Here is a 17770-nt window from a genome sequence, read left to right as displayed (position 1 = left end):
GATGTTGCCCATGCAGACTGTGTTCTCGACGGAAGGGCTACACCCGAGGAACGGGTTCAGGCTGTGGCGGGACCTCCTGGGGGAGCGGCTCGTGCCGATCGAGGTCGAGCGCCTCGACGACGGACCGTTCCGGGGCAAGCTCGACATCGCCGAGATCGGCGCGCTGCACGTCTCCCGCCTGACGCAGAGCGCGCTGAAGTGCGAGACGACGCCCAGCGCGGCCCGGCGCCACGACAGGGCCGGGATGGTCGTGGTGCTGTTCAAGCTCGCGGGCCTGTCGACGAGCGTTCAGGACGGCCGGGAGGCGGTGCAGCGGCCCGGCGACATGCTGGTGCTCGACCACCGCCCCTCCGTACTGACGACCCACAGGGACAGCCAAGCCCTGTTCCTGGAGCTGCCACGGGAGCGCCTGGAGGGCGCGCTCGGCTCGACGCGGCTCTACACTGGCCTGTCGGTCGGGGCGGAACTCGCCTCGGCCACGCTGGCGACCCGCTTCATCCAGGAGTTGATCCGGGTGCGTCACCAGCTCACGCCCGACGCCGCCGAGCGCATGTCGGCGATCGGAGTCGACCTGATCGTGGCGAGCCTCGCCGAGCGGCTCGCGCAGGACGTGCCCCGGCCCATCCACGGCAGCGTCGTCGTTCAGCGCGCCAAGGCGTATGTCGAAGCTCATCTGGGCGACCCGGGCCTCGACCCGCCGCAGCTCGCGGCCGTCATGGGCGTCTCGCTGCGCCGCCTCCAGGAGCTGTTCCACGAGCGCGGCCAGCACATCTCAGACTGGATCTGGGAACGCCGGCTGGCGGCGGCGGCCAAGCGCCTGGCGGACCCGGCCTGCCTGCAGCTGTCGATCGGGATGCTCGCCTATGGCTGCGGATTCACGAGCCAAGCGCACTTCTCCCGCCGGTTCAAGGATTGCCACGGCCTGACGCCGCGCGAGTACAGGGATGCGGCCGTGCTGCGGGCCTCCGGCGCTCCGTCGGTTCGCTGACCGCGACGGTGGACGGCCTCGGCCGATCCTGCCCCGCCCCGGCGCGCGGGCCGGCCTCGCGACTCCGCCGATCCGGCGAAGGCGCCGCCGCGCGAGCGGGACTTCAGCCCCGACCCTGCGCGTCCGTTCAGATGATGCTGCGTCGTGATCGGCGGCGTACCGCCCTGTCTTGCACCACATCCGGGCTGCCGCAGATCCGGGCAACCGAAACAATGTGGTGCGGCCAAGAGGACTCGAACCTCCACCCCTCGCGGGACTAGCACCTCAAGCTAGCGCGTCTACCAATTCCGCCATGGCCGCATCGGACGCGAAGATCGGTCCGGTTGCCCGACCGTCGCACCCCGCGGGAGAACCCGGGGCCGCTTTCGTGTCGCGCGGCGCAGCGGATAACAGATCGTCCGGCCGCCGACAAGCGCACTCACGGGGAATCGTAGCCGCCCTCCAAGAATGGCGCCGCACCGTCGCCGATGCTGACGCCCGGCTCGACGATCGAGGCCGCCTTGCGGATCAGCTCGGTCACCTCCACGGAGATGCGGTCGCCCGTCACCACGATCTGCCCGCGCGCGATCGGGTGGTCGTTGGCCAGGATCTCGACCATGTCGCTGTCGCTGGCCTCCAGCTCGATCACGGCGCCGCGGCCCATGCGCAGAAGCATGTGCAGCGGCATGCGGGCGCGGCCCAGCACCACCGTCAGATCGACCTTCAGGGTCTCGAAGACCGCCACCGCCCGCCATCCCGTCTCGCCGCCGGTCCGGTCCGGGCAAGCCTTCGCAGCAAGCCCTTGCAACCGCCGGCCGCGGGTGTTGAAGGCTTCGACCATCGACGCAGGATGGTGAACTCTTGGTAAACGCGCCCCGCCTCACGGTCAGCCCGCACGCGTTCCCGAAGCGGCCCGGCACCGACCCGGTCGCCGGCCCGGTGGGCTGGCGCGTGAGCGACGCGCCGGTGGAGTACGCGGCCGCCCTCGCCTGGATGGAGGCGCGCGCGGAGGCGATCGCCCGCGGCGCGGCGCCCGAATGCGTCTGGCTGCTGGAGCACCCGCCGCTCTACACCGCGGGCACGTCGGCCCGGCCCGAGGATCTCGTGGCGCCGGACCGCTTCCCGGTCCACGCGACGGGGCGGGGCGGGCAGTACACCTATCACGGCCCCGGCCAGCGGGTGGCCTACGTGATGCTCGACCTCGACCGGCGCAGCCGCGACCTGCGCGCCTACGTGGCGAGCCTGGAGGCGTGGCTGATCGAGACCCTGGCCGCCTTCAACGTCCGCGCCGAGCGCCGCGAGGACCGGGTCGGGGTCTGGGTGCACCGACCCGAGAAGGGGCCCGGCGTCGAGGACAAGATCGCGGCGATCGGCATCCGGGTCCGCCGCTGGGTCAGCTTCCACGGCGTCAGCCTGAACGTGGAGCCCGACCTCGCGCATTTCGACGGCATCGTGCCGTGCGGCGTCCGGGAGCACGGCGTGACGAGTCTGGTCGATCTGGGCCTGCCGGTGAGCATGGCCGAGGTCGACATGCAGCTCCGCGCCGCCTTCGAGGACATTTTCGGTGCGACCGCGATCGAGGCGGATTTCTGATCGGGCGCGCCGCCGAAGCCTCCGGCCGCGCCGATCAGAAATCCGCGTGCAGTCGCGAGGCGAAGAAGTGTGCCGGGCCGCGGTCGCGGTTGTATCCGGGATTGTCGATGAACTGGTAGTCGAAGGTCAGGGTGACGAACTTCGTGAGGTTCAGGGCGTAGTAGGTCTCCAGCGCGCGCTCGGTGCCGTATTTGAGGCGCCCGTCCCCGATCAGCAGGCCGAGATAGCCGGCCGCGAAGGCGGCCCGGTGCGACGGCGAGAGCCCGTTCATCGCGGCGCCGATGCCGACCGTGTCGTCGGGCCGGTCCCAGGCCTTGCCCTTCAGCGACAGGCCCCCGGAGAAGCTCTGGTCGATGTCGGTGAAGGAGATGTTCTCGGTGCGCCCGTCGTTCAGGCTCGCCCGGGCGAACAGCCCGAGTTCGGGCGTCAGCGCCTGCTCCAGGTTGATGTAGCCGCCGGTCTTGCGGCGGGGCCGCCGGGTCGCCGCGACGGCGTCATTGATGTCGTCGAACAGGCCGAGCTGCGTCAGGGTGACCACGTCGCGGTTGTTGGCCGAGACGCCGACATTCGAGAACAGCCCGATGCGGATCTTGCCGGGCTGCTCCAGCCACGGGAGGACGTGGCGCTCCTCGAACTCAACGTTCAGCCCGGCGCGCCGGAACACCCGCGGGTCGAGCACGTCGCTCGACGGCTCCTTGGGCACCTGCGTGTAGGCGGCGCGGATCGCGAATTCCGGCCGGTTGTACTCGGCGTAGACGCCCTGCGTGAAGCCCGGGAGATTGGCCGGGAAGTCCCAGGCCGACGAGCCCCAGAGCGACCAGTTGAAGAAGTCCACGCGCGGATCGTGCGCGTAGATGTTGCCGTCGAAGAAGTCGCCCAGCGCGAACTTGCCGGCGATCAGCGTGATCCGCTCGGCGTCGTAGCGGGTGGCCACCTGGTTCGGGCCGTCCGGCACCTCCACGGTCTCGCCGCCCAGCCCGAAGGTCTGCTTCACGTAGTAGCGGTTCGAGCGCAGCTTCGGGAAGGGGGCGCCGGCCTTCTGCGCCTCGCCGTTGACGAAGCCGGCGACGCCCAGCGTCCGCGACAGGCCGAAGCCCTGGCTGAACTCGGGGTTGTAGTAGACCTCGGTGCTGTCGGTGAGCTTGAGCCCGAGGAAGATCGTGGCCGTGGTGGTCTGCCGGGCCTGGTGGGGGATCAGGCTCTGCGCGCCCTCGTAGGGCGAGCGGAAGCCGGGCACGCCCTGCGCGATCAGCGTCGTCTGGCCGTGCAGCGAGAAGCGGCCGGTATCGCCGTTGTCGGGGTCGTGCGGGGCGGTCTCGTCCGGGTCCGGCGGGACCTTCAGGCCGTCCGGGAACCACATCAGCCGCGCGAACAGCTGGTTGGAGTTGAAGCTCGCCCGGGTCGTGACCGGCCCGCCCGCGTCGCCGGGCACAACGCCCAGCGGGAAGCGCCGGCTGCCGCCGAGATCGATGTAGCGGTAGTCGATCCCCAGGGCGAGGCTGTCGGTGATGGCGTACTGCACGCCCGCGCCGAGGGTGAAGCCGACATAGTCGAGGTCCCGCCGCGCCGCGGTCTGCCCGCCCGCGTCGAGGTCCGGATAGTTCGCCAGGATGCGCGCGTTCGCCCCCGCGAGCCCGAAGGTGCCGTAGATCAGGTAGCGGTCGAAGCTGTAGCCCAGCCGGGCACGGAGGGCGCCGTAGAGGTCGGTCTTGGCGCGCACGATGTTGAAGGCCGGCGTCGCGTCCGCGTAGCCGAAGCCCGCGATGGTCGAGGGGACCGGCCGCTTCAGATTCGCCGCGTCGAGACTGGCCTCGATGCCGTAGACCCACGGCCCGGCCTGCCAGTTCCAGCCGCCGAACAGGCCGCCGGTTGCCGTCGTGGCGTTCTTGCCCTGATCGCTGCGGCCCGTGGAATCGCCGCTCTTGAACGGCGGGACCGGCCGGCCGCCGATCGTCGTGGGGCCGAAACTGTAGGCGCCGTAGGAGCCGCCGGCGCTCCCCTCCAGGCCGACATAGCCCCCCGACCAGTCGGTGTAGGCCGGCGCCTGGGCGGTTGGGCGCGGGGCGAACAGGTCGGCCGCCCGTGCCGCGACGGGCGCGAGGAGGGGCGCGGTCAGGACAAGCGCCGCGGTGCGGACCAGGGGCACGGAACGGGTTCTCATCCGACTCACAGAAAAGTATAGCACTTGCTTAAACGGGATCCGGTGTCGCGCAAGCCGCACCGCGCAGTCCAGTCACAGGGCGTCGCGCAGATCGTGGCCGTCCCGCCCCACATTCTCGGTTCGCTGCATGGCACTGGCATGACGAGCCTGGCTGAGCCGGCTCCGTCAAGATCCAGTGCAAGATTTTGGGGCGAACATCTGCGTGAGATCACGTAGTGAGCGTACCGATCTCTCGGGAAGACGTGTGAATACGGTCGTGCCGACTCGACGACGTCCCAGATTAGAATTGTTATTATTTGATGCTCGTGCGATTCCGGTTTGAACTTCGGGCGGGGTGGATTATGTGCGGTCGCATGCACGCGTCGCACATCATCCCGGTTCTCCGCGGCCTCGCCGCGGCCTCGCTCCTCGCGTTCGCGGGCGCCGCGACGGCCAAGGAGGTGCCGATCGGGCCGCACGTGACGCGGAATGGCCTCGAGGTCGCCGCCGTCTATCTCCAGCCGATCGAGATGGATCCGCCCGGCATGATGCGCGAGGCCGCCAAGTCGGACATCCACCTCGAGACCGATATCCGCGCCGCCAAGGACAACCGCAATGGCTTCGCCGAGGGGGACTGGGTTCCGGCGCTCGACGTCCGGTTCGAGGCGGTGAAGCTCGACGGCGACAAGCCCACCGACCAGACGGTGTCGGGCATGCTGATGCCGATGGTCGCCAATGACGGGCCGCATTACGGCGACAACGTCAAGCTGTTCGGCCCCGGTCGCTACCGTCTCAAGGTCACTGTCGCGCCCCCAGGCAAGGACAGCCATTTCGGCCGCCACGTCGACAAGGAGACGGGTGTCGGCCCCTGGTTCGAGCCCTTCGAGATCACCCAGGACTTCACCTTCGCGGGCGTCGGCAAGAAGGGCGCCTACTGAGAGTGCCGGAGCTGATCGTGTCCCGCTTGCCGCGCGCCCTCGTCCGAGCCATCCCGCTGCTGCTGGTCGCCGCCGCGTCGGCCTCCGCGCCGGCGCGGGCCGACGACATGCCGGTCATCAAGGTGGAGATGCGCGACGGCGTGATCATCCCGACGGTGATCGAGGTCCCGGCCAACACCCGGTTCAAGCTTGAGATCTCGAATACCGGCCAGACGCCGGTGGAGTTCGAGAGCACGGAACTCCGGCGCGAGAAGGCGCTGGCCGCGGGCTCGACCTCGGCGATCGTGTTCCGCACCCTCGATGCCGGCACCTACCAAGTGTTCGACGATTTCCACCCGGAAGCGAAGGCGACCCTGGTGGCCAAATGAGCGCGTCCACGACAGCGCCCGGCTCCCTGGCCCTGGCCGGCGTCACGCCGCGCCGGTCCGCGGTCGACGCGCGGCTCGCGCGGTTCGGCGACGTGCTGCGCCGGTACGGCTGGATCATCCGGTCCGTGCAGTGGCTGATCGTCGCGGTCTACGCGGTGCTGGTGATCGTCCCGGCCCTGCTGCCGCTGCCCGACAATGCCGCCCACATCTGGACCAACCTGACGCTGGCCGCCCAGTTCGCCTTCTGGGGGATCTGGTGGCCGTTCGTGCTGGTCAGCATGGTGCTGGTCGGGCGGGCCTGGTGCGGCGTGCTCTGCCCGGAGGGCGCGCTGAGCGAGTTCGCGAGTCGCTGGAGCCGCGGCTACGCCGTGCCGCGCTGGATCACCTGGCAGGGCTGGCCGTTCGTGGCCTTCGCGGGCACCACCGTCTACGGCCAGATGACCAGCGTCTACGGCTACCCGAAGCCGGTGCTCGCGGTGCTCGGCGGCTCGACGCTGGCGGCGATCGTGGTCGGCCTGCTGTACGGGCGCAACAAGCGGGTCTGGTGCCGCTACCTCTGCCCGGTCAACGGCGTCTTCGCGGTGCTGTCGAAGCTCGCGCCGGTGAGCTTCCAGGTCGACCGCGCCGCCTGGGCGGCCTCACCCAAGCCGGTCGGCGGCACCGAGGCCTTCAACTGCGCGCCCCTCGTGCCGGTGAAGACCATGCGCGGCGCGGGCGCCTGCCACATGTGCGGGCGCTGCAGCGGCCATCGCGGCGCCGTGCACCTCGCCCTGCGCTCGCCCAACCACGAGATCGTCCACGTGGCCGGCGCGGAGCCGAGCCTCGACCAGACCATGCTGATCCTGTTCGGCATGCTGGCGCTGGCGGTGGGCGCCTTCCAGTGGTCCTCGAGCCCCTGGTACGTCGATGCCAAGCAGTGGGCGGCCACGTGGCTCATCGAGCGTGGGACGACGTGGCCGCTGGAGCACTCGGCGCCCTGGTTCGTGCTGACGAACTATCCCGACCGCAACGACGTCATGACGCTCCTCGACGGCGGGCTGCTGCTGGCCTACATCGGCGCCGCCACAGTCGTGCTCGGGCTCGCCCTGTCGGGGATCGTGGCGCTCGCGACCCTGAGCCTCGGGGGCTGGTCGCTCCGGCGCTTCCACCACCTGACCCAGACGCTGATCCCGGTGGCGGGCTGCGGCGTCTTCCTGGGCTTGTCGGCGCTCACCGTGACGTTCCTGCGCGGCGACGGCATCGTGATCCCCTACGTGGCGGAGATCCGCGCGGGCCTGCTGGCCGGCGCGAGCCTGTGGAGCGTCTGGCTGGCCTGGCGGGTGGCGGGTCTCGACGCCGGCGGCCTGCGCCGGGTGGCGGCCTCGGCCTGCATCGCCGGCGCGGCCGCCCTCTCGGTGGCCAACTGGGTGCTCCTGTTCTGGATCTGGTAGCGCGCGGTTCGCGCGCCTCGCGTCACACGACCTCACAACTTCTGGAGACCGCCATGATCGGCGCCTTCGTCATCGCCTTCCGCGAAGTCATCGAGGCGGGCCTCATCATCTCCATCGTGCTGGCGGCGACCCGCGGCATTCCGGGCCGGATGCGCTGGGTCCTGCTCGGCATCGCCGGCGGCCTCGCGGGCGCCGCGCTGGTGGCCCTGTTCGCCGAGAAGATCTCCGACGCCTTCGAGGGCAGCGGGCAGGACATCCTGAACGCCGCGGTCCTGATCGTCGCCGTGCTGCTGCTGATCTGGCACAACACCTGGATGAGCAAGCACGGCAAGGAGCTGGCCGGCGAGCTGCGCGCCGCCGGTGCGGCCGTGCGCTCGGGCGAGCGGGAGGCGGCGGCCCTGTCGATCGTGATCGGCGCCGCGATCCTGCGCGAGGGGGCCGAGCTGGTCCTGTTCCTCTACGGCCTCGTGGCCTCGGGCACCTCGGGCGCGGACATCCAGTTCGGGGCGGTCGCCGGCATCGGTGCGGGCGCGCTCCTCTCGGCCGTGACCTATCTCGGGCTCGCCTCGATCCCGAGCCGCTACGTCTTCTCGGTGACCAGTGTCCTGATCATCTTCCTCGCGGCCGGCCTCGCCGCGCAGGCGGCGCAGTTCCTGGCCAATGCCGGTGTGGTGGACGTCCTCGGCCACACCCTCTGGAACAGCTCCGCCGTGATCGCCGAGAATTCCTGGCCGGGCCGCGTCCTGCACGCGCTGGTCGGCTACACCGACCGGCCGACCGCCCTCCAGGGGCTGGTCTACATCGCCACCATCGCGGTCATGGTCGGCCTGATGCAGTGGAGCGCCACCGACAAGCGCCGCGCGGTGCGGGCGGCGTAGGGAACGTCAAGCGACCTCCGCCGCACCGACCGTCGGCGCGGCGGAGGAAACCGTGTGGCCGTCCTCAGCCCTGCGCAGTCCACTTGGTGGGATCGGCCGGTTTCTCCCGGTAGATCGTGCCGGCGAAATCGACGTGCAGCTCCGTTGCCGCCCCGTCGGGTCGGCGACCCAGGACCTCGAAATGCTTCGGCTTGCGCCGCGGCGCGTCCATGACCGCCCAGCCCGCGGAGGCGACCGCCGCGAGAGCGCGCGCGGGATCGGCCGAGGCCTCCGCCCGCGCCTCCGCCCGTTTCGGCCCGTGTGGGTGGTGGGGCTTCTTGTGATGGATCTCCACAGGATCCCGGCCCTCCGCCGAGATCCGCGTGACCTTGATCTCGGAGGGACGGCGTTCGCCCTCGAGAGTCACCCGCAGCCCGTGCGCGATCGGGAAGGCGGCCACGCCTTTCGGGCCGAGGTCAGCGAGATGGGTCTCACCGTCGGCCTCGACGGTGAAGCGATGGGCGAAGACGTGCCCGACGGTGCCCGAGAAGGCGGTGGTGTCGTGAAGCGGCATGATTTTCTCCGTAGAGCGCCCAACCGCAGGCGCATTCGATATATCGAAATCGATCACGGAGCATTCAAGGCGACGCGTGACCAGCCCCGAGCGGACGGGCCGCCGGGCCGGTTCGGGAGGCTGCCTCTCAGGAACCCGTCGCGACCGCCCGGGCCGGGTCGGCGCCCCATTCCGACCAGGAGCCGTCGTAGAGGCCCCGGGCGGGGCGGCCCATGGTCTCCAGCGCCAGCGCGATGATCGCCGCGGTCACGCCGGAGCCGCAGGTGGTCACGATCGGCCGGTCCGGATCGACGCCGTTCTCGGCGAAGACGGCCTGCAGCTCCTCGGGGCTCTTCATCCGGCCGTCGCGCTGGAGGGCCGCGTAGTGCAGGTTGCGGGCGCCGGGCATGTGCCCCGGCCGGACACCGGGGCGGGGCTCCGGCTCCTCGCCGCGGAACCGCGTGCCCGAGCGGGCATCGACCACCTGCGCCGAGCCGGTCTCGAGGGCCCGGGCGACGTCGTCCGCGTCCGCCACGGCGCCGTGGTCGAGGCGAGCGGTGAAGTGCCGGCGCTCGTGCGGGCGCGGCTCGCCCTCCTCGGTCGGGTAGCCCGCCGCCACCCAGGCCGGCAGGCCGCCGTCCAGGACCAGCGCGTCGCGCACGCCGAAGGCCTTGAGCATCCACCAGACCCGCGGGGCCGAGAACAGCCCCTGTCCGTCGTAGACCACGATCTGCATGCCGTCGCCGATACCGAGCGCGCGCATCCGCGCCGCGAACACCTCGGGCCGCGGGAGCATGTGCGGCAGGTTCGACTCGGTGTCGCTCATGGCGTCGAGATCGAAGCGGCGGGCGCCGGGGATGTGGGCCGCGCGGAACTCGGCCTCGGGATCGCGGCCCGCGGCCGGGAGGTACCAGGAGGTGTCGAGCACGACGATGTCGGGGGCCGCGAGGCGGTCGTGCAGCCATTCGGGTGACACGAGGGGCGCTTGGGCCATGGTCGGCGGATCCGGCTCTGTTCGCGTTGCGGGCTCACAGAACCACAGGTCGCAGCGCGTTGCACGTCCGGGCCGCCGCGGGGCGGCGGCGTTCGAGCGGATTCGTCAGCCGCGCCGATGCCGGCCGATGCCAATCGAGCGCGCGTGGGAACACGGAGCTACGCATCCTGCACCGTGGTCCGATGCATCCAGCGCAGGCTGGTCTTGTTTTAAAGAGCCGTAACCCCAGTTACGACACCATGATGACGCCAATCGCGTCGGCCGTACGGCCGGCATCGTGTTGGCCGCCCCGGACGCTCCGCTCGCGGACGCGAAACGGGGCCGTCGCCTGAACGAGATGCGTTCAAACCTTCCCTGTCTGCCCGGGCGCCCGACCCACCGTGCAGGATGCTTATTGAGCCGATCGATACCATGAATCAACTCGTACGCATGTCCCAGATCGGCGACGCCGAGACCGTCGAGGAGCCCTCGGCCGACCTGCGCGTGCCCTTCGCTCAGTCCGGCGCCTTCGTGTGCAAGTACATCATCGGTGAGCCGAACGACCGCGCCGTCTGCTGCGGCGCCCCCGTGTCCGACGGCAAGAGCTGGTGCGCCTATCACCGCCGCATCGTGTTCGAGCCGACCCGCCCCGGCCGCATCCGCTGAGGCCGGTCCTGCCGTATCCCCTGTCGTATCCCCTGGACCATGCCGGCCGTCACTGCGTCCGCATGATCTGGATGACCGCCGGGGTGATGATGACCACGAACAGCACGGGCAGGAAGAACAGGATCATCGGGACGGTGAGCTTCGGCGGAAGCCCGGCCGCCTTCTTCTCGGCCTCGTTCATGCGCATGTCGCGGCTCTCCTGGCTCAGCACGCGCAGTGCCTGACCCACCGGCGTGCCGTAGCGCTCGGCCTGGATCAGCGCCGTGGCCACGGATTTCACCGGCTCGAGCCCGGTGCGCATCACGAGGTTCTCGTAGGCCTGGCGCCGGTCGGGCAGGAACGACATCTCGGCGGTCATCAGCGCGAGTTCCTCGGCCAGCACGACCGAGGACGTGGCGATCTCGGTGCTCACCTTCCGGAACGCGTTCTCGATCGCCATGCCGGATTCCACGCAGATCAGCGTGAGGTCGAGGGCGTCGGGCCACGCCTTGCGGATCTCGGTCTGGCGCTTCTTGGCGGTGTTCACCAGGAACAGCTCCGGCGCCTTGATGCCCATGTAGGCCGCGCCGATCACCAGCCCGAACCGCATGAGGTACGAGGCGTCGAGCACCTCCAGCACGAACAGGTAGAACAGGGCCGCGATCACCGCGACCACCGGCACGACGAGGCGGAAGAACAGGAACGCCGTCTCCGCCCCCTGGCCGCGATAGCCCGCCTGCATCAGCTTGCGCTTGGCGGTGTCCGTGCCGAGCCAGCGGCGCAGCTGGTACCGCTCGACGATGGACTTCATGTAGGCCTTCGGCTCCGTGCGCAGCGTCGCCCGGTTGCCGGTCCGCTCCGCGCTCAGCCGCTCGCGCCGCCGGATCTGCTCGCGCTCGTCGCTGACGAGCTTCATCCGCTTGCCGAGCCGGTCGGTCTCCAGGAAGGGCTGCGCCACCGCGTAGGCGGTCGCGGCCGCCGCGACGGCGGCCAGGACCGTGCCCATGAAGCGCGGATCGAACAGCTTCTCGGCGATGGCGTCGATCATCGGGCGGGATCCGGAAGACGGCGCACCGCGCCTAGAACTCGAAGGCGATCATCTTCTTGATCGTGAAGATGCCGATGGACATCCAGATCGCCGCGCCGACCAGGGCGATCTTGCCCGTATCGGTGGTCCAGAGCAGCGAGATGTAGTCGGGGCTGGTGAGGGCGGTGATGCCCGCCACCGCGAAGGGCAGGCAGGCGATGATCGAGGCCGAGGCCTTGGCCTCCATGCTCATCGCCTGGACCTTGCCGCGCATCTTGGCGCGGTCGCGCAGCACCGTGGACAGGTTGTTCAGCGCCTCGGAGAGGTTGCCGCCCGATTGCTGCTGGATGTTGATCACGATGGCGAAGAAGTTCACCTCGGCGGTGGGCACCCGCTCGAACAGGCGGGTGCAGGCCTCGCCGAGGGACAGGCCCATCGCCTGGGTCTCGACCACGGTCCGGAACTCGCTGCGCACCGGCTCCTCGGCCTCGCGCGAGACCATGCGGAAGCAGTCGCCCACCGGGATGCCGGTGCGGATGCCGCGGACCACCACGTCGACGGCGTTGGGCAGCTCCTTGTTGAATTTCGCGATGCGCTTGAGCCGCAGGTGGCGCAGCAGATAGGCCGGGAGGCCGAAGCCGCCCGCGAAGGCGGCGCCGAGCGCCGCCAGGGCGTTGTCGGTGATGACGAAGAGCAGGAGGCCGAAGACGACGCCGCTCAGGGCCGACATCCCGTAGAAGGTCTGCTTCGTCCATCCGAGGCCCGCGCGGGCGAGCTTCAGCTCGACGCTGGCCTTCGAGGCGCCCTTGGCCTTCGCCTCGATCTCGCTCAGCGTCTTGGCGACCTGCTCGCGTCGGTTGACCGCCACGCCCCGGGTCGCCGCTCCCGAGGCCGAGACGCTGATCGACTTCAGGCGCTTGTTGGCCCGGCGCTCGCCGCCGAGCAGGGGCAGGACCGCCACGTAGGCGACGGCGGCGACCGCGATGCCGACGAGGCCGGCGGCGATCGGCAGGTTGGAGGCGTCCGCCATCGGCTCAGTTCCGGTCGATGACCTCGGCAGCGTCGAGCGCCTCGCCGAGCCGCTGTTCCAGGCCGTAGTAGCGGGCGCGCTCCCAGAATTTCGGCCGGCCGACGCCGGTCGAGCGGTGGCGCCCGATCAGCTTGCCGTTCGCGTCCTCGCCGACGATGTCGTAGAGGAACACGTCCTGCGTGGTGATGACGTCGCCCTCCATGCCGAGAACCTCGGTGATGTGGGTGATGCGCCGGGAGCCGTCGCGCAGGCGCATGGCCTGGATCACGACGTCGATCGAGCCGCAGATCATCTCGCGCAGGGTCCGCGAGGGCAGCGAGAAGCCGCCCATCGAGATCATCGACTCGATACGCGACAGGCACTCGCGCGGGCTGTTGGCGTGGAGCGTGCCCATCGAGCCGTCGTGGCCGGTGTTCATCGCCTGGAGCAGGTCGAAGGCCTCCGGTCCGCGCACCTCACCGACGATGATCCGCTCGGGACGCATGCGCAGGCAGTTCTTCACGAGGTCGCGCATGGTGACCTGGCCCTGGCCCTCCATGTTGGGCGGCCGCGTCTCCAGGCGCACCACGTGGGGCTGCTGGAGCTGCAGCTCGGCCGCGTCCTCGCAGGTGATGACCCGCTCGTCGTGCTCGATGAAGGCCGTGAGGCAGTTGAGCAGCGTCGTCTTGCCCGAGCCGGTGCCGCCCGAGATGACCACGTTGCAGCGCGACTGGCCGATGATCTTCAGGACCTCGGCGCCCTCGGGCGAGATCGCCCCGAAGCGCACGAGCTGCTCCAGGGTCAGCTTGTCCTTCTTGAACTTGCGGATGGTGAGCGCCGGGCCGTCGATCGCCAGGGGCGGCGCGATGACGTTGACGCGGGATCCGTCCGGCAGGCGCGCGTCGCAGATCGGCGAGGCGTCGTCGACGCGGCGCCCGACCTGGCTGACGATCCGCTGACAGATGTTCATCAGCTGCTGGTTGTCGCGGAACCGCACACTGGTCAGCTGGATCTTGCCCCCGACCTCGATGAAGGTCCGGTGGGCGCCGTTGACCATGATGTCGGCGATATCGTCGCGGGCGAGCAGCGGCTCCAGGGGACCGTAGCCCAGCACGTCGTTGCAGATGTCGTCGAGCAGCTCCTCCTGCTCGGAGATCGACAGGACGATGTTCTTGAGCCCGATGATCTCCGTGACGATGTCGCGGATCTCCTCGCGCGCGGTCTCGGCGTCGAGGCGCGAGAGCTGCGTCAGGTCGATCGCCTCGATCAGGGCGCCGAAGATCAGGCTCTTCGTGCGGTAGTAATCCTCCGAGCGCGCGGTCTCGACGACGACCGGGGCCGCCGGTGCCGGGCGCGAGGCCGCCGCCGGCGCGTCGCGCAGCACAGGCGTGGCCGGCGCCGGGATCCGCGCCTGCGGGATCGGCGGGGGCGCCGCCGACGCGCCGCCGGATTGACGCCTACCGAACATGGGTCAGATCCCCGACGCTGACCCGCGGCGCCTGCCGGGCGAAGGATCGCGTCCCCATCAGGATGCCTTGCGGCCGGAAAGCTTGGCGAGCAGCGGCTCCAGCAGGCTCGGACGGCCGCGCCGGCTCTCGGGGCGCCCGAGGGTCATGGCCGCCAGATCGTTGAACAGCTCCGCCACCTTCGAGCCCGCCTGGATCTCGGCGATCATCTGGCCATTGTTGGCCGCCGTGCCGAACAGGGTCGGCTCGAACGGGATCGTCAGGGCGACCGGAGCCTCCAGGGCCTTGGCGAACTCGGCGGTGCCGATCTCGGGCCGCTTGGGCACGCCGACGCCGTTCAGCACGATGCGGGGCGGCTGGTCGTTCGGGCGGCCGTGCTTCAGCGCGCCGAGGAGGTTCTTGGCGTTGCGCAGGCAGGCGAGGTCGGGCCCGGCCACGATCAGGATCTCGTCGGCCGCCGTGAGAACCCGCTTCGACCACGCGTTCCACTGGTGCGGGATGTCCAGGACCACGCAGGGCACGCTCGCCCGCATGTGCTCGATCAGAGTGTCGAAGGCCGGCTCGGACAGGTCGATGGTCCGGTCCAGGCTGGCCGGGGCCGAGAGCAGGCTCAGGTTGTCGCTGCACTTGGACAGCAGCCGCTCGACCAGGGCGGAATCCAGGCGCTCGGGCGCGAACACCGCCTCGGCGATGCCCTGGGGCGGATCCTGGTTGAAGTTGAGCGAGGCGGTGCCGAAGGCGATGTCGAGATCGGCGATCACCGTCTGGACGCCCTGACTCCGGGCCACGGACCACGCGAAATTGTGCGCCACGGTCGAGGCGCCGATGCCGCCCTTGACGCCGTAGACCGCCACGGTCCGTCCCACAGGCTTCACGCCCGGGGCCGTGAACAGGTCGGAGATCGCCGCGATGAGCGTCAGGGGCTCGACCGGCGCCATCAGATAGTCGGACACCCCGCGCTGGATCAGCTGCCGGTAGAGCATCACGTCATTGACGTGGCCGATCACCAGGACGCGGGTGCCCTCGTCGCAGACCTCGGCCAGGGCGTCGAGGCACTCGATCGGCTTCGAGCGCGCGCCCTGGACCTCGATGAGGATGACGTTGGGCGTCGGCGCGTGCCGGTAGGCCTCGATCGCGGCGGCCCCGCCGCCCATCCGCACCTTGACCTGCGCCTTCTGCATGCGCCGGTCGAGGGCCGCGCCCTCGATCATCGCCGCGGTCTCGCCGGTCTCGCAGAATGCCTGGATGGTGATCCGGGGCACCGGGGCGATCGTGCGCTCGGTCGTCTCGGACAGCTCTGCCATGACGGCGCTTTCGGGTTCGCGTGCGGGGCGCGGCGTTGCGGTCGGCGGCGGGGCTGCCCATCCCCGACGCCGGCTGTCTCAGTTCGTGACCTGGGACTTCACGGCGGTCTGCCCATCTTGCCGCCATGTGGTTGACGGATCCTTGCCATCCCGCAACTGGCCAATGTCCCGGACCCGCTTGACCGTGTCGATGCGGCCCTCGGGCCGGCCGCGCACGAGGTCGACCGGGTCGGCGACCTGGGCGGCTACGTTGGACTGCGTGGCGCAGCCCAGGTTCCAGCTCGGCCGGTTGTTGTAGTCGATCGCGAAATTGCTGGTCCCGAGGTCCTGGGGCCAGAGGCCGCAGGCGTCGGCCACCTTGGCCTGCATGCGCTGGAAGCTCAGACGGATCGGCGAGGCGAGGGTCGGCGCGGCCACCGCGTAGCCGGTGACGGTGATCTCGCGGCCGTTGACGCCGTTCTGCGTGCCGAGCCGGCCCAGCACCGACGCGGTCCGCTCCACGGCGACGATCTGGTCGGCCGGGACGCCCTGGGGCACCTGCATCAGCAGGCTTCCGCGGCCGTAGCGCCGGTATTCCAGCATGAAGGCGTCGACATCGGTCGCCTGGCGCGGGTCCAGATGACCCGTGCCGGTGGGGAACACGTCGAGGCTGCGGGTCCCGTCGGTCAGCACGATCGGGTGGCGCGCGCGGTAATCCGTTATGTCGATGCCGCCGGTCGTGGCGGGATCGCTCTTGCAGGCCGCCGCGAGGGTGCCCAGCGCGCAGGCGGCGAGCACGCTCGCGGCGCGGCGGGGCAGGGCGGGCGTGTGACGTCCGGTCATGGGTCCGATCCTGGGGGCGCGGCGGGGCTGCGGGGCGCTACTCGACGATGAAGCCGACGCGGCCGCGGTAGGCGCGGCCGAGCGGCGCCGCGGCGGTCGCGCCGGGCGGGGCGACCTTGCCGTAGATGCGGTTGATCTGGCCGAGCAGCACCGTCTGCCCGTCGCTGGCGTCGACGAAGTTGTCGTCGGGCCGGCTGACCTGCTTCGGCTCCATCGGCCGGGCGATGTAGGGCGTGCACATGATCATCAGCTCGGTCTCCTGGCGCTGGTAATCGCGGGAGCGGAACAGCGCGCCGAGGATCGGGAGGTTGATCAGGCCGGGCAGGCCGGCGATCGCCTGCTTGTTGAACTGCTGGAGCAGGCCGGCGGTCATCATCACGCCGCCGGAGGGCAGCTCGACGGTGGTCTCTGAGCGGCGCACCCGGGTGCCCGGCACCGCGACCGAGGTGTTGCCGATGACGTAGCTGAAGCTCTGTTGGGTATCGATCTCGGTCACGTCCGTGGCGACGCGGATCGAGATCCGGTTGTCGGCCAGCACCGTCGGGGTGAACGACAGGGCGACGCCGTAGGGCTTGTAGGTGATGCCGGGCGAGCAGACGCCGCCGACCGCGCAGGTCGCCGAGGCCGGGACCGCGAACTCGCCGCCGGCCAGGAACTTGGCGGCCTCGCCCGAGATGGCGGTCAGCGTCGGCTCGGCCAGGATGCGCGAGACGCCGGCCTGCTCGAACGCCTTCAGGGTCGCCTGGAGCGAGAAGCCGCCCCCCTGCACGGAGGCCTGGATCAGGTTTCCGCTCGGCGTGTTCGTGTTGATCGGGAAGGGCAGGTTGTTGGTGATCACGTTCGGGTTCATCGCCGGAACCTGCGTGGCCGCCGCGGTCCCGCCGTTCACGAGCGTCTGCCCCAGGTTCCCGACCGGGTTCAGCGCCGCCCAGTTGCCGGTCATGTTGATGCCGAACTGCTTCACGACGTTGCGGGACACTTCGACCACGGTGACGCGGAGCATCACCTGATCCTTGTTGCGGATCGTGAGATTGTTGATCACCGCGCCCCGCGACCCGGCGGCGACACCGCCGCTGGCCGCCCCGGCCGGCCCGGCGGCCCCGCCGCCGCCCAGGCCCACGAAGGCGTTGGCGATGTCGATCGCCTGCTGCGCGTCCGACGAGGAGTTGACCGCCCCCGACAGGAGCACCGAGGCACCCGAGGAGCGCACGTCGAAGCGCCCGCCCGGGATGCTCTGGCTGAGCAGCTCGCGCAGGGTCCCGAGGTTGAGGTCCCGCGCCACCGTCACGTCGAGGGCGGCGATCTGGCGGCCCTCGGCATCCATGATGAAGATCGAGGTCGCGCCGTCGGCCATGCCGATCACGAAGACCTTGCGGGTCGAGCGCACCACCGCGTTGGCCACCGCGGGGTTGGCCACGAACACCTCCTTGGCGTCCCGCGGCAGATCGACGATGACGGAGCGGCCGGCGGTCAGCTCGACCCGCCGGGTGGTGTTGGCTTCCGCGGCCCCGACCGTCAGGACCGGTGCGGGACCGAAGGTCTGGCGGTCCTGGGCGGAGGCCGGCCCGCTCAGGGCGGCCAGCAGGGCGAGGGCGCCGGCCGAGCGGCGGCGCGGGCCGCGGTCGGAGCGCCGCGGCGGGCGGGCGTCGGGCAGCGAAGCGGGCGGAGGAGCGATCAT

At 70.5% G+C, this 17770-nt stretch carries 17 protein-coding genes and 1 tRNA gene; 7 read left to right on the top strand and 11 right to left on the bottom strand.

Going from position 1 to position 17770, the window contains the following annotated elements; genetic code table 11:
- The first annotated feature begins 10 nt into the window (after window positions 1–10).
- Window positions 11–988, top strand: coding sequence for a helix-turn-helix domain-containing protein (locus ME121_RS19840; protein ID WP_059409482.1), 978 nt, complete (start codon window positions 11–13; stop codon window positions 986–988).
- A gap of 215 nt (window positions 989–1203) precedes the next feature.
- On the opposite strand, the gene ME121_RS19835 is transcribed toward ME121_RS19840, so the two are convergent.
- Both ME121_RS19835 and ME121_RS19830 read right to left on the bottom strand, forming a co-directional pair.
- Window positions 1204–1288: transfer RNA gene (locus ME121_RS19835), tRNA-Leu, on the bottom strand.
- 118 nt (window positions 1289–1406) lie between these two features.
- Window positions 1407–1712, bottom strand: coding sequence for a FliM/FliN family flagellar motor switch protein (locus ME121_RS19830; protein ID WP_020095633.1), 306 nt, complete (start codon window positions 1710–1712; stop codon window positions 1407–1409).
- Window positions 1713–1828: 116 nt separating this feature from the next.
- On the opposite strand from ME121_RS19830, the gene lipB reads away from it, so the two are divergent.
- A complete protein-coding gene (gene lipB, locus ME121_RS19825) occupies window positions 1829–2560 on the top strand; it encodes a lipoyl(octanoyl) transferase LipB (protein WP_059409481.1) in 732 nt (243 codons plus the stop codon).
- A 34-nt stretch (window positions 2561–2594) separates the two neighbouring features.
- On the opposite strand, the gene ME121_RS19820 is transcribed toward lipB, so the two are convergent.
- Window positions 2595–4721, bottom strand: coding sequence for a carbohydrate porin (locus tag ME121_RS19820; RefSeq protein WP_059409480.1), 2127 nt, complete (start codon window positions 4719–4721; stop codon window positions 2595–2597).
- A gap of 353 nt (window positions 4722–5074) precedes the next feature.
- Between ME121_RS19820 and ME121_RS19815 the strand changes: the two genes are divergently transcribed.
- Genes ME121_RS19815 through ME121_RS19800 form a run of 4 tightly spaced genes read left to right on the top strand, consistent with a single transcriptional unit; the run spans window position 5075 to window position 8314 of the window.
- Window positions 5075–5638 carry an iron transporter gene (locus ME121_RS19815; protein ID WP_041372370.1) on the top strand — a complete coding sequence of 188 codons (564 nt, stop codon included), beginning with the start codon at window positions 5075–5077 and terminating at the stop codon, window positions 5636–5638.
- Between the two features lie 17 nt (window positions 5639–5655).
- Entirely contained in the window at window positions 5656–6006 is a 351-nt protein-coding gene (locus ME121_RS19810; protein WP_024829118.1) for a cupredoxin domain-containing protein, read from the top strand.
- Window positions 6003–7436, top strand: a complete 1434-nt coding sequence (locus tag ME121_RS19805; protein WP_012320734.1) for a 4Fe-4S binding protein — start codon at window positions 6003–6005, stop codon at window positions 7434–7436. The genes ME121_RS19810 and ME121_RS19805 overlap by 4 nt, the downstream gene beginning before the upstream one ends.
- A gap of 53 nt (window positions 7437–7489) precedes the next feature.
- Entirely contained in the window at window positions 7490–8314 is an 825-nt protein-coding gene (locus ME121_RS19800) for an FTR1 family iron permease (protein ID WP_012320733.1), read from the top strand.
- A 64-nt stretch (window positions 8315–8378) separates the two neighbouring features.
- Here ME121_RS19800 and ME121_RS19795 read toward each other — a convergent pair whose 3' ends face one another.
- Together ME121_RS19795 and sseA are read right to left on the bottom strand one after the other, a co-directional pair.
- Window positions 8379–8867 (bottom strand): hypothetical protein, encoded by a 489-nt coding sequence (locus ME121_RS19795; RefSeq protein ID WP_012320732.1) that lies wholly within the window; start codon window positions 8865–8867, stop codon window positions 8379–8381.
- A 127-nt stretch (window positions 8868–8994) separates the two neighbouring features.
- Window positions 8995–9840, bottom strand: coding sequence for a 3-mercaptopyruvate sulfurtransferase (gene sseA / locus ME121_RS19790; protein WP_024829120.1), 846 nt, complete (start codon window positions 9838–9840; stop codon window positions 8995–8997).
- A 411-nt stretch (window positions 9841–10251) separates the two neighbouring features.
- On the opposite strand from sseA, the gene ME121_RS19785 reads away from it, so the two are divergent.
- Window positions 10252–10485, top strand: a complete 234-nt coding sequence (locus tag ME121_RS19785) for a GcrA family cell cycle regulator (protein WP_020095642.1) — start codon at window positions 10252–10254, stop codon at window positions 10483–10485.
- Window positions 10486–10534: 49 nt separating this feature from the next.
- Here the strand turns inward: ME121_RS19785 and ME121_RS19780 are convergent, their stop codons facing one another.
- The 6 genes from ME121_RS19780 to ME121_RS19755 form a co-directional block, all read right to left on the bottom strand.
- Window positions 10535–11512, bottom strand: coding sequence for a type II secretion system F family protein (locus ME121_RS19780; protein ID WP_012320729.1), 978 nt, complete (start codon window positions 11510–11512; stop codon window positions 10535–10537).
- Between the two features lie 31 nt (window positions 11513–11543).
- Window positions 11544–12521, bottom strand: coding sequence for a type II secretion system F family protein (locus ME121_RS19775; RefSeq protein ID WP_012320728.1), 978 nt, complete (start codon window positions 12519–12521; stop codon window positions 11544–11546).
- A gap of 4 nt (window positions 12522–12525) precedes the next feature.
- Window positions 12526–13968 carry a TadA family conjugal transfer-associated ATPase gene (locus ME121_RS19770; protein WP_012320727.1) on the bottom strand — a complete coding sequence of 481 codons (1443 nt, stop codon included), beginning with the start codon at window positions 13966–13968 and terminating at the stop codon, window positions 12526–12528.
- A gap of 57 nt (window positions 13969–14025) precedes the next feature.
- Complete coding sequence (locus ME121_RS19765) at window positions 14026–15270, bottom strand: CpaE/TadZ family protein (RefSeq protein ID WP_012320726.1); 1245 nt, start codon at window positions 15268–15270, stop codon at window positions 14026–14028.
- 78 nt (window positions 15271–15348) lie between these two features.
- Window positions 15349–16092 (bottom strand): CpaD family pilus assembly protein, encoded by a 744-nt coding sequence (locus tag ME121_RS19760; RefSeq protein WP_029359322.1) that lies wholly within the window; start codon window positions 16090–16092, stop codon window positions 15349–15351.
- 37 nt (window positions 16093–16129) lie between these two features.
- Window positions 16130–17770, bottom strand: a complete 1641-nt coding sequence (locus tag ME121_RS19755; protein ID WP_029359323.1) for a type II and III secretion system protein family protein — start codon at window positions 17768–17770, stop codon at window positions 16130–16132.

It is taken from the genome of Methylobacterium sp. ME121 (genome assembly GCF_000974725.1).
GTDB lineage: Bacteria > Pseudomonadota > Alphaproteobacteria > Rhizobiales > Beijerinckiaceae > Methylobacterium > Methylobacterium radiotolerans.
The sequence above is the reverse complement of the archived record's forward strand: the minus strand, read 5'-3'. Positions and strand labels throughout refer to the sequence as shown.